This is a genomic window from Pedobacter cryoconitis (assembly GCF_014207135.1).
Lineage (GTDB): Bacteria > Bacteroidota > Bacteroidia > Sphingobacteriales > Sphingobacteriaceae > Pedobacter > Pedobacter cryoconitis_D.
On sequence record NZ_JACHCC010000004.1, the window covers coordinates 323,521 to 335,811 of the forward strand.

Consider the following 12,291-nt stretch of genomic DNA (forward strand, 5'->3'; position numbering starts at 1 on the left):
GATACCGGCTCTGAAATGCCCCCAAACAGGTCTAAATCTGAGACCTGTTTCTTACCCGAATAACAAAGAAAAAACGTCTTCTATCTTATTCACACCTGTAATCTCAATTTTATACTTATCAGTAACCAGCCCCTTAAGATTATAACTGGAAACAAATATCCTTTCAAATCCTAACTTATCAGCTTCTGCAATCCGCTGTTCAACCCGGTTTACAGCCCTGATTTCACCTGATAACCCGACCTCTGCCGCAAAGCAGATTTTAGAGGAAATGAATATGTCTTCATGTGAAGAGATAATCGCAGCCAGGATAGCCAGATCAATAGCCGGATCTTCTACCTTTATCCCTCCTGCAATATTCAAAAATACATCTCTGGTACTTAACCTAAAACCACAGCGTTTTTCGAGTACGGCAAGCAGCATATTCATGCGTCTGGTGTCAAAGCCTGTAGCTGATCGCTGCGGCGTTCCATAAGCCGCAGTACTCACCAAAGCCTGGGTCTCAATTAACATTGGTCTGGCGCCTTCTAAAGTTGCTGCAATTGCAATCCCGCTCAGTTCTTCATCCCTTTGAGATAAAAGAATCTCCGAAGGATTGGAAACCTGTCTTAAGCCACCGCTGTGCATCGCATAAATACCTAGCTCTGCAGCTGCCCCAAACCTGTTTTTGATAGAACGGAGTATTCTGTAAACATGATGCCTGTCCCCTTCAAACTGTAATACCGTATCCACCATATGTTCCAGTATTTTAGGACCTGCTATCGCTCCGTCCTTCGTAATATGGCCGATCAGAAATACCGGTGTATTGGTTTCTTTAGCGAAACGTAATAATTCCGCTGTACATTCCCTGACCTGTGATACACTGCCGGGAGTAGATTCAATATGTGCGGAATGGAGCGTCTGTATAGAATCTACTATAATAATATCCGGTTCCAGGATCTCTATCTGCTTGAATATATTTTGTGTTGAAGTTTCCGTAAGAATATAACAATCAGCAGTAGGGATATTGGTTATTCTTTCGGCCCGCATCTTGATTTGCTGTTCACTCTCTTCTCCCGAAACATACAGCACTTTTTTGCCTGCGATGTTTAGTGCAAGCTGCAACATCAGCGTCGATTTACCTATTCCAGGTTCACCGCCAATCAGGACAACCGAACCAGCTACCAGTCCGCCGCCTAGTACGCGGTCCAGTTCCAGGTCATTCGTCGAAATTTTGTTCTCTTCGCTAAAAGCGATGCTGGTAATCTTATTGGGTTTGTTTGACCTTTTGGTCGAGCCGCTCGTTTGCCATGCAGGTACACTGGCACCTGCTTTTTCGATTACTTCTTCTACAAAAGTATTCCATGAATTACAGGATGGACATTTACCAAGCCATTTGGCTGATTCGTATCCACAACTCTGACAAAAATATGCTGATTTAGTTTTAGCCAATTGATTTGAGATTTAAAAAACGAATTTAACGTTATTAGACCGATATTAAATAGAAAAGCCCGGTAATTTTAGTTACCAGGCTTTTCTATTATGTTTTGAACACGAGATTTACAGTTTTATTTCTTCGTCTTTAGAAGAGATAAAATGAAACTCTGTTAATAAGTAAGACGGAACCGCCTTCACTTTAATTTTCTGTCCGAATTTAAAGAACCACTTCCATTGCAGGGAGTAAATACCTTTTTTGATAAAGGCCTCTATATACGGATGTACACAAAGTGTAATATTTTTTTCATTCTGCTCACGCAGGATGTAGTTCATATTACTTTCAATATCGTCCATTAAAACAATACTTGCTTTAATTTCACCAGTTCCATGACACATAGGGCAAACTTCACTGGTCACGATATTCATCTCAGGACGAACACGCTGACGTGTAATTTGTACCAGGCCAAATTTACTTGGTGGCAGAATAGTGTGTTTAGCACGGTCCAGCAGCATCAGTTCACGCAGGTAGTCAAACAACATTTTACGGTTAACCGGTTTGTGCATATCGATAAAATCGATGACCACAATACCGCCCATATCACGAAGTCTGAGTTGTCTGGCAATCTCTTTTGCGGCTTCTTTGTTTACCTGTAAGGCATTCTCTTCCTGATTCTCTTTGTTAGCAGTTCTGTTACCACTATTGACATCGATTACGTGCAGCGCTTCTGTGTGTTCAACAACAAGATAAGCACCACCAGCAAGATTTACTGTTTTACCAAAGCCATTCTTAATTTGCTTTTCGATCCCGAAGTGTTCGAAAATTGGCTCTTTGTGTTTGTATGGTTTTACTATTTTCTCCATTTCCGGAGAAATTTCATGTACGTAAGAACGGATGTCTTCAAACAGACCTGTGTCATTTACGTAAACGTTAGTGAAGTCTGTACTTAAGATGTCACGAATTAACGTTGACGTCCTGTCCATTTCTCCCCAGACACGTTTAGAGGGCTCGGCCTCCGGTAGTTTTTTAATGAAACTCTCCCATTTAGAGACAGAATCCAATAAGTCTTTTTGCAGTTCTTCAACCCCTTTACCTTCAGAGACGGTTCTGATGATAACACCAAAATTTTTGGGTTTAATACTTTCAATAATCTTTTTTAAACGATTACGTTCAGTATTACTCTTAATTTTTTTAGAGATTGAAATTACATTAGAAAACGGGACCAATACAATGTACCGTCCTGCAATAGAAAGATCAGAGCTTAGACGCGGTCCTTTCGTTGAAATAGGCTCTTTAGCTATTTGAACAGGTATAAGCATGTTTTTGGAAACAACCTCAGAAATTTTGCCAGCCTTATTAATATCGGCTTCAAGCTTTAAATTGTCTAATAATGTCCCACTAACAGTGCCATTCCGCTTAATTTTTGTAAGCTTTAATAAAGATTGAACTTGCGGACCAAGATCGAAATAATGCAAAAAAGCATCTTTCTCATAACCTACATCAACAAACGCAGCATTTAGCCCCGGCATAATCTTTTTTATGCGGCCTAAATAAATATCGCCTACGGCGTAATTCGTGTTGACGTGTTCTTTATGAAGTTCTACAAGTTGTTTATCTTCAATCAAAGCTATGGTTACCCCCGTGGGAGATGAATCGATAATTAATTCCTTTACCAAAAGCTATACATTTAAAGGGATAAATCCCTTATTAAACACATGGACTGAATATAAAAAAAACAGATCAACGAACAATAGATACTAAGATGATTCCTAGTATCTATTGTTCGTTGATCGTGGAGAAAAATTCTATTTTTTCTTATGTCTGTTTTTTCTTAAACGTTTTTTACGTTTGTGGGTGGCCATTTTATGTCTTTTTCTTTTTTTACCGCTTGGCATAATTGTAAGGTTTAAATATTTTTATAAATCTGTTTATTAGTTTTTGTTTTTCAGCTCAGCCACTTTTTTATCTATAAAGTTAGATAAAGTTGGATTCGCTGCTAGTTTTTTACTGTTTAAGTAAGCTTCAACAGCTTCCTTGTTTTTGCCCAGGTTTTCATAAGCTGTAGCCAGATAGAAATAAGCATCTGGTGAAGGCTTGGTTGCAATGATATCATTGAACCTGGTGATTGCCTTGTCAAATTGTCCGGATTTTATCGCAAAAGTTCCTAAGCTCATGTTTGCTTTCAGGTTCTTCGGATCTTTCTTAACAACATCCAGTAACATCGCTATTCCTGACATCGGGGCTCCCATTCCATTAACAATGGTAACTCCTAAGCCTGTCTTAGCTTCAAGATTTGTTGAGTCCAGCGCTACAGCATTCGTATAAGCTGCATTGGCTTTCTGTAACAGCACAGGAGAGATTAAACTATCTTGTGAGTTGTCAAAAGCTTTCATCAGTCTGCCGCCAGCAGCTAACCAGTTATTCAGGTTACGCTCCTTGCCAGCTATGATTTCCAGATATAACGCGCTTGGAACAGCCTGCTCAACATCATCCCATTTTTCTGCAAGAACTTTTGCTGCGTTCACTTTCTGATCTTCCGATGCAGTTTTATATGCATTTTCCAATGTAGTGATTTCTGCAGCTAAGTTTGCATTAATTGAATTTTTTGCAGCGGTCGAAACCTCTGTCAAATTAATTGTACTGCCTGCTGAAGTCAGTTGTCCACCGGCAGGAACGCCAGTTGTCTCTTTCTTCGGCTTCACTAAACCTTTAATATCTCTTGTAAACAAAAATACGGCTAGCAGGATTACTGCGGCTATAATTAATGTTTGTTTAGACCGGATAGTGTTCATCATAAGCAGATTAAGCTTCTACGCTTAGTTTTTTAGAATTGTTCTTTACTTTATCAACAAAAACTTTTGCTGGTTTGAAACTTGGAACAAAATGCTCTGGAATAATAATTGCAGTGTTTTTTGAAATATTTCTTGCAGTTTTTTGTGCTCTCTTTTTAACAACAAAACTTCCAAAACCCCTAACATAGACATTTTCGCCACCGATCATGCTGCTTTTGATTACTTTGAAAAACGCCTCAACGGTTTCCTGTACATCTACCTTTTCAATTCCTGTTTTCGTTGATATTTCTGAAATAATATCTGCCTTAGTCATATTTTCTATTATTAATTGTTGTGTGTTTAATATTATAAGTGATTTGGGGTTGCAAAAGTATTGCTTTTTAATGAGATAGGAAAATAAAAGATCAATTATTTATCTCAAATAGTATCAGGGAATTGCAAGTTTTATATAATCATGGTGTGATCGGGGTATTTCTACAGGGTATAACAAAATATACATTGGTAAATTTTGCGCCTTAAAAAATTATAATTTATAAATCTGCAAAATACTGGATTACTCGTATTTTTGGGGTTATGGCATTTCAGCAAGAGCTAATCGGATGGTATCTGATCAACAAAAGAAACCTCCCCTGGAGAGATACACAAGATGCATACATTATCTGGCTCTCAGAGATAATTTTACAGCAGACCAGAGTAGAGCAGGGACTACCTTATTTCAATCGTTTTCTGGAAGCTTACCCTACGGTATCAGACTTTGCGGCAGCATCAGAAACACAAATTCTGAAGCTCTGGCAGGGACTCGGTTATTATTCCCGTGGGAGGAATATGCTGTTCACTGCAAAACAGATCCAGGAGTTATACGAAGGTGTATTTCCTGTGAGTTATAGCGAGCTGGTTAAGCTTAAAGGTGTTGGTGAATATACTGCTGCCGCAATCTCTTCTTTTTCTTCTGGGGAAGCTAAAGCGGTGCTGGATGGGAATGTATTCCGGGTATTGTCGCGGTATTTCGGAATCGATACGCCCATCAATAACGGGGCTGGCAAAAAACAGTTTTCAGAACTGGCACAGTCATTAATTATGCATGTGGATGATCCGGCATTATACAACCAGGCGATCATGGAATTTGGGGCGCTGCAATGTAAACCGAAATCTCCGGATTGCGGGATTTGCCCCATTGCAGGCTCTTGTTATGCAAAGCACAATAACCTGATCGATGTACTGCCGGTTAAGCTTAAAACGGTAAAGGTTAAAACCAGATATATTAATTATTTCATTTGCCAGGCAGAAGATTGTGTCCTGGTCAATAAAAGAATTAAGGAGGATATATGGCAGCATTTATATGATTTCCCAAGAATTGAAACACTGGTGGCGCCGGAAACAGCTGGTGAAGAGTTTTCCATAGAAGTTAAACAGCGTTTCGGACCGGATGTGGTTATCCGTCCGCTGATGCAAATGAAACATTTACTGACACACCAAATTATATATGTTCAGTTTTTTGCTTTAGATAATTATATCATTAACTTTAATGTTAACGCAGAAGCCAATTGGGTCTCATGGGCCGATTTGGATCAACTGCCGCAACCAAAAATTCTAACCAAATTTATTAACTTCTATTTTAACAAATAGTAAACTCCAAATTCATGTCAGGTATTAACAAAGTAATTTTAGTAGGACATTTAGGGAAGGATCCTGAAGTCCGGCACTTAGATGGTGGTGTTACGGTTGCCAGCTTTCCTTTAGCAACGTCAGAAACCTATAATAAAGACGGAAAACGAATTGAGCAAACAGAATGGCATAATATTGTGCTGTGGAGAGGACTGGCTGAAGTGGCATCAAAGTACTTACAAAAGGGGAAACTCGTTTATATTGAGGGAAAACTACGTACACGCTCATTTGAAGACAGGGAGAAGATAAAAAAATATGTAACCGAAGTAGTCGCTGAAAATTTCACCATCCTTGGCAGGAAAAGTGATTTTGAGAATACACCGGTGAGCACAGGCGGTACGCCTAAAAGTGAAAATGATTACCTCGATGCAGATGGCATCTCAGGAGATCTCCCTTTTTAAACAGCCGGGATCTCTTTATAAACAAAACGGGCTGTCCATTTGGACAGCCCGTTTTGTTTATATCATCCTGTTAAAGCTAGTTTGTGCTTTTGATGTAATAGATGTTTAGCCTTATTTTCCTGTTGTTTGGATTGTTAAATGAGCCGATGACCGCTCTTCCTCCTGAGGTCGGATAATCGAACAGGTTAAATTCACTGGCTGCAGTTGGTGCCAGGTAAGTTCCGTAATCCACTGTTTTACCACTAACAATATCCTGCACATAATTGGTAATGTTGAAAGTGTAGCTCTTTTTGGTCGGGTCATAATAGCCTCCGAATGGAAGTGCTGCACGTGGATCGCCAGACGGGTTCGATGATGAAGCCGGGTTGTTGTCTGGTAACTGCTGTCTCTGGTTTGCAATGTCGTATCTGTACAGTGCCAGTCTCGGTGGTATTTTGAATGGAATAGAGTCTGTCGGATCGTTAATATCAATAACCAGTTCGGCTTTGTTAATTACAATTTTAGAACCGATTGAAGTCAGCAGGTTTTTAAGATAGGGGAACGTTATCTTGTTCTTAACCCCGCTCATAGCCTGTAAGTAAGTTACAGGATAGTCTGCAGGAGTTTTAATCTGCGCTGCAATCTGAGTATTTGTATAATCGTGTGCTACAGTCGCCGCAATCGGATTAGTTCCGGCATTGATCGGGAATTTAGCGACTACAGTATCTCTTAATGTTGCAGTTGTTGCGTTTTGTCTTTTGTAATAGATTTCCAGGTTGGAGTTTGCGCCTTTAAAATCAAGGAACATCATTCCGCCATTTTTGGAAGTACTGCTTGCGGTTACTTTGAGGCCTTTAAATGCAGCATTCAGGTTGGCATTCGTGCTGAGTGTGACAGAATCCAGATTTATGATTTTGTTCTGGATCATACTTGGATTCAGTCTGATCCTTATCTGGGGAACTACTGTAATCGCTGTATCCGGGCCACCTGTAACTATACTGATCACTTTTGTGGTGGTGTTTGGTTTTACACCTGCTGTCATGGATCCAAGCTGATCGGTTGAAGCATAAGTTACATTGCTTAACCATGAAGTCTGAGTCGACAGGTTTTGATTTAACTGGCTTACATTGAAGTTAAACACTGAGGTGCTATCTCCGTAGAAAGGCGAGAAAAGACTTACACCAGCAGCAATACTTGATGAAGTTGCCGGTACAATCTGATAAGGCATAACTAAAACTGCCGAGTCAATAACTGCGTTTTTACCGAAAGCATAATACACACTACCCGGAAGGTTTAACGATAGAGCCAGGCTGGCAACTGTTGATCCGAATACAGGATCAGTCATTTGTCCTAAAGGGTAACGGATCAGGCCGGCCGAAGAAACATTGGCTACACCAGTGGGGTATGTAGTCACAGGATCATCAGCCAGTGTTCTGGAAGTAACCGTGACGGTGTCAATCAGTATCCCTTTGATCGCATTATTAGGATCAATATCTAAACCAATCGTACTGGAGTTTTTACAAGACGAGAAAAGAAAAAGACTTATTAACAGGGTCAATAAGTCTAGTTTTGAAAATTTCATATTTAATTTAATAATACCTGAGTTTAAGCTATTGAAACCAATTCATCATTCGAGATTTCCTCATATAAAGAATAGAAGTTCTCGAAATTTTCGGTTAAATTAAAGGCTAAAGTTGGCTTATTTGAATCTTTAACAAATTTTAACACATGAGCATCAATTTTCTCATCGGCTAAAACAACGGCATCAGAATAGGTGATTGCACCAATATGTAATGTGTTGCTGTCTGCGTTTTCAAAAACTTTAGTGTCATCAGCTGTCATGTTGTTCATCACGGCCTTTTTATGCATATCGGCATGTAAAGATTCTGTAAAGCAGTTCTCATATACAGAGTAAACTACTTTTGAATTCTTAAATGTAGGGTCGTTCTTGTAAGAAGTCTTGATATATGCAGGAACCAGTGCAGTCATCCAGCCATGGCAATGCACGATATCCGGTGCCCAGCCTAACTTTTTAACAGTTTCTAATGCACCTTTACAAAAGAAAATCGTTCTTTCGTCGTTATCTGCATAAAACTTATTTTCTTTATCTCTGAATACATACTTGCGCTGGAAATAATCTTCATTGTCCAGGAAGTAAACCTGCATACGGGCTGCTGGAATTGATGCGACTTTGATAATTAAAGGGTTGTCATTGTCATCAATCATGATGTTCATCCCAGATAAACGAATAACTTCGTGCAGCCTGTTCCTCCGTTCATTGATGTTTCCGAACCTCGGCATAAGAATACGGATCTCAAATCCTTTTTCTTGCATTGCCTGAGGCAGTTGGCGGGTAATCTCTGAAATTTTGGTGAGTTCCAGGAAAGGCGACATCTCGTGTGTAACAATCAGTAGCTTCGTTTTTGCCATCTCCATATTTGTGAATAAATATTTATGTTAAAGAAAAGATAATCAAGGGGCAAAGGTAAGCAATTTATTCAAATTTATCAATATCTTGCCGAGATGTTTTGTTGGGATTATATAATTACCCAACTTTGGACTTTGAAATTTTACAACCGGGTTTGGAAGTTATAAATACAATAGCAGGATTAAATAGCTTGCTGCAGCCACGAAAACTGGCTCAACAAAAAATTGCTTTAGTGCCTACAATGGGCGCTTTGCACAAAGGACATGTCTCTCTTGTTAAAATTGCGCAGCAACATGCTGATATCGTAGTATGCAGCATTTTCGTGAATCCCACACAGTTTACTGATCCTAAAGACCTGGAAAGATATCCCAGGCCCCTGCAGCATGATATTGAAATGCTGGAAGAGGCGGGCTGTGATTTCGTGTTCATGCCTTCAGTTAAGGAAATGTATCCCGTACCGGAAAACTGGCATATCGATTTAGGTCCTGCCGAATTTTTACTGGAAGGTGAATTCAGAAGGGGGCATTATCAGGGCGTGACTCAGATTGTTAAAAAACTTTTTGATGCAGTAGATCCGGATCTTGCTTTTTTTGGTCAGAAAGACTTTCAGCAGGTGCTGATGATCCGCAATATGGTTGCTCATTTTAATTTACCCGTTGAAATCATATCCTGTCCCATTATCAGGGAAGAAGATGGACTGGCAATGAGTTCCAGAAATATCCATCTTTCTGCCGCGGAACATGAGCACGCACTTGTACTCAGTAAGGCATTGTCTTATGTGAAAGCGCATTTTCAGACGGACAGTATTGAAAATCTTCTTCAAAAGGCTAAAACGATCATTCAGCAGGTGGAAGGTGTTGAGCTTGACTACTTTACGATTGCTAACGGTGAAACTCTTCTCCCGGAAACAAATAAGAATGCGCAGCATGTGGTCGCGCTGGTTGCCGCAAAAGTTGGTGAAACCAGGCTGATCGATAACATGATGCTGAACTGACATGAATTACAATGAATCAATATAATATTATCTAACTTTACAGCATGATTATCGAGATATTAAAATCGAAAATACACCGTGTCAGGGTGACACAGGCGGAATTAAACTATGTAGGCAGCATCACTATCGATGAAGACCTGATGGATGCCGCGAATATCATTGCTAATGAAAAGGTGCAAATTGTCAATAATAATAATGGGGCAAGATTTGAAACCTATGTGATTAAAGGTGAACGCGGTAAAGGAACAGTATGTCTGAATGGTGCAGCTGCAAGACAGGTGCAGGTTGGAGATACTTTAATTATTATATCCTACGGATCCCTTCCGATAGAGGAAGCTAAATTGTATAAACCAATTCTGGTCTTTCCGGATGATAACAATCATCTGTTGAAATAAGAGCCTGTCTGAATATTTTTTGTAAAGATACTATGCAGCCATAGTAATTTTCGATTGGAAATACTAAATTTGGCAAAAAGTAACTTTACAAAAATAATTATTATGCTATTTCAATTAAGTGAAGAACAATTGATGATCCAGCAGGCTGCGAGGGATTTTGCGCAGAGTGAATTAAAGCCTGGTGTGATTGAAAGAGATGAACATCAAAAGTTTCCTGCTGAGCAGGTGAAAAAACTTGGCGAACTGGGTTTTTTGGGAATGATGGTTTCAGAAAAGTTCGGCGGAAGCGGATTGGATGCGCTATCCTACGTACTGGTTATGGAGGAACTTTCTAAGATTGATGCTTCGGCTTCGGTTGTGGTTTCAGTTAATAATTCTTTGGTATGTTACGGTTTAGAGGCTTATGGCTCTGAATTTCAAAAGGAAAAATACCTTAAGCCTTTAGCGTCAGGTCAGCAGATCGGTGCATTTTGTCTTTCTGAACCGGAAGCTGGTTCGGATGCGACTTCTCAGCAAACTACGGCTGAGGATAAAGGTGACTATTATTTGCTGAACGGAACCAAGAACTGGATTACCAATGGTAGTACTGCTTCTACTTATCTGGTTATTGCCCAGACGCACCCTGCGCTTAAACATAAAGGAATTAATGCCTTCATAGTTGAAAAGGGTATGGAAGGTTTTACAATAGGACCGAAAGAAAATAAAATGGGAATCCGTGGATCTGATACACATTCTCTGATGTTTAATGACGTTAAGGTTCCTAAAGAAAACAGGATCGGAGAAGATGGTTTCGGATTCAAATTTGCAATGAAAACCCTTGAGGGCGGACGTATCGGTATTGCAGCTCAGGCATTAGGTATTGCAGCTGGTGCATATGAACTGGCGTTGGACTATGCTAAACAACGTAAATCATTTGGGAAGCCAATTGCTGAACACCAGGCGATTGCCTTCAAACTGGCAGATATGGCTACGAAAATTGAAGCGGCAAGATTACTGGTTTATAAGGCAGCCTGGTTGAAAGATCAGGGATTACCATATACACTTGCAGGTTCAATGGCTAAGCTTTATGCGTCTAAGGTAGCGATGGATGTGACGGTTGAAGCTGTGCAGGTGCATGGAGGATATGGTTTTGTTAAAGAATACCATGTTGAACGTTTAATGCGGGATGCTAAAATTACGCAAATCTATGAGGGGACCTCCGAAATCCAGCAAATGGTCATTTCAAGAGAAATACTCAGATAAGATCATTTTTTTGATAGATATATAAATAAAAAAGGGGGGCTTTTAAAGCCCCCCTTTTTATTGTTGCTTTTAACCAAGCAGAGATGGTTGCTAATCTGTTGGGGTTGTGGTCGGGTAGTAGTCGGGTGCTAGTCGTGACTGAACCAGTATTGACTCGTTGTTAGTGCGTGGCAGGTCCATGTATTTTAACTAGTTGAAAAGCATGGACCTGCCATGTTCTAAGGGTGTTCTGAATATGATCTCCTCACGAATGGTACTCGAATCATTTTTGAACAGTAAATGAATAATGTCCAATAAAAAAGAGGTGCCGATATTTTGTGGGCACTGAAAAAGCACCCTGAAAATAAGCGATTAAGTAATAATTGAAAGTGACGTTTTTAAAATTGGTTACATGAAATCTCGGCTAAAGAAGCTTCATACAAGTCATAGAAAATGTGATAGTTCATAAATCTTGAACTACCACATTTTTGCAATTTAACTACACAGACTTTTGAATGCCCTCCAGTTGTCTGGGGGACTTTTTTTTGTTTCAGATCGGGATGGATTTATAGTTTGATTGTGTTTTTTTGAGCACTATCATTGAGATTTTATTTGAGGTGCATTAATTTTAAGGGGGTGTTTTTTTTTCTTTTTATTAGTTACTTTTGCGAAAAGATAAAAAAATGAAAAATAAACTCATTATGACGTTAAAATTAGCGACTCTGTCGTTCGCTTTTGTACTCGCCTTATCAGGGTGTAAGAAAGAGGGAAAAGTGGATCAGAAAATTACAATTCCTGCAAAACTTAGTGCAGATAAGGAATCAAATCAAAAAGTTTTAAATTATCTGGCAAATACGCTTGGAGTAAATTCTGAAGAAATCAAATTTGATAAACTCAAAAATAGCTATCTGATAAGAGGATATGAGTTTAACAAAGATACTATTTCTGTTCAGTACAATAGGGCTAATGAATACAAACTTAAATTTGAGAACAAAAATCTGTAGA

12 protein-coding genes are annotated in these 12,291 nt (G+C 39.3%); 6 read left to right on the plus strand and 6 right to left on the minus strand.

Annotated features, from left to right (window positions below; genetic code table 11):
* Positions 1–51: 51 nt before the first annotated feature.
* The 4 genes from radA to HDF25_RS09080 form a co-directional block, all read right to left on the minus strand.
* Positions 52–1,428, minus strand: a complete 1,377-nt coding sequence (radA, locus tag HDF25_RS09065) for a DNA repair protein RadA (RefSeq protein WP_184624424.1) — start codon at positions 1,426–1,428, stop codon at positions 52–54.
* Between the two features lie 108 nt (positions 1,429–1,536).
* Positions 1,537–3,087, minus strand: coding sequence for a ribonuclease E/G (locus HDF25_RS09070; protein ID WP_184624425.1), 1,551 nt, complete (start codon positions 3,085–3,087; stop codon positions 1,537–1,539).
* A gap of 255 nt (positions 3,088–3,342) precedes the next feature.
* On the minus strand, positions 3,343–4,206 hold the full coding sequence (locus tag HDF25_RS09075) for a tetratricopeptide repeat protein (RefSeq protein WP_184624426.1): 864 nt from the start codon (positions 4,204–4,206) through the stop codon (positions 3,343–3,345).
* A gap of 7 nt (positions 4,207–4,213) precedes the next feature.
* Positions 4,214–4,516 carry an HU family DNA-binding protein gene (locus tag HDF25_RS09080; protein WP_041883022.1) on the minus strand — a complete coding sequence of 101 codons (303 nt, stop codon included), beginning with the start codon at positions 4,514–4,516 and terminating at the stop codon, positions 4,214–4,216.
* A gap of 260 nt (positions 4,517–4,776) precedes the next feature.
* Here HDF25_RS09080 and mutY point away from each other — a divergent pair, with 260 nt between their 5' ends.
* On the plus strand, positions 4,777–5,829 hold the full coding sequence (mutY, locus tag HDF25_RS09085; protein WP_184624427.1) for an A/G-specific adenine glycosylase: 1,053 nt from the start codon (positions 4,777–4,779) through the stop codon (positions 5,827–5,829).
* Between the two features lie 14 nt (positions 5,830–5,843).
* Positions 5,844–6,269 carry a single-stranded DNA-binding protein gene (locus HDF25_RS09090; protein WP_184624428.1) on the plus strand — a complete coding sequence of 142 codons (426 nt, stop codon included), beginning with the start codon at positions 5,844–5,846 and terminating at the stop codon, positions 6,267–6,269.
* A gap of 76 nt (positions 6,270–6,345) precedes the next feature.
* On the opposite strand, the gene HDF25_RS09095 is transcribed toward HDF25_RS09090, so the two are convergent.
* Both HDF25_RS09095 and HDF25_RS09100 read right to left on the minus strand, forming a co-directional pair.
* Positions 6,346–7,830, minus strand: coding sequence for a DUF4270 domain-containing protein (locus HDF25_RS09095; protein ID WP_184624429.1), 1,485 nt, complete (start codon positions 7,828–7,830; stop codon positions 6,346–6,348).
* Positions 7,831–7,853: 23 nt separating this feature from the next.
* Complete coding sequence (locus tag HDF25_RS09100; protein ID WP_260409346.1) at positions 7,854–8,678, minus strand: glycogen/starch synthase; 825 nt, start codon at positions 8,676–8,678, stop codon at positions 7,854–7,856.
* A gap of 125 nt (positions 8,679–8,803) precedes the next feature.
* Between HDF25_RS09100 and panC the strand changes: the two genes are divergently transcribed.
* The 4 genes from panC to HDF25_RS09120 all read left to right on the plus strand — a co-directional run bounded on the left by panC (position 8,804) and on the right by HDF25_RS09120 (position 12,290).
* Positions 8,804–9,670, plus strand: a complete 867-nt coding sequence (gene panC / locus HDF25_RS09105; RefSeq protein ID WP_317618193.1) for a pantoate--beta-alanine ligase — start codon at positions 8,804–8,806, stop codon at positions 9,668–9,670.
* A 44-nt stretch (positions 9,671–9,714) separates the two neighbouring features.
* The gene (gene panD / locus HDF25_RS09110) at positions 9,715–10,065 is read left to right on the plus strand and encodes an aspartate 1-decarboxylase (RefSeq protein WP_111635459.1); all 351 of its coding nucleotides are present in this window, start codon (positions 9,715–9,717) and stop codon (positions 10,063–10,065) included.
* A 102-nt stretch (positions 10,066–10,167) separates the two neighbouring features.
* The gene (locus tag HDF25_RS09115; RefSeq protein WP_184624431.1) at positions 10,168–11,307 is read left to right on the plus strand and encodes an acyl-CoA dehydrogenase; all 1,140 of its coding nucleotides are present in this window, start codon (positions 10,168–10,170) and stop codon (positions 11,305–11,307) included.
* 662 nt (positions 11,308–11,969) lie between these two features.
* Entirely contained in the window at positions 11,970–12,290 is a 321-nt protein-coding gene (locus tag HDF25_RS09120; RefSeq protein WP_221450881.1) for a hypothetical protein, read from the plus strand.
* Position 12,291 lies beyond the last annotated feature (1 nt).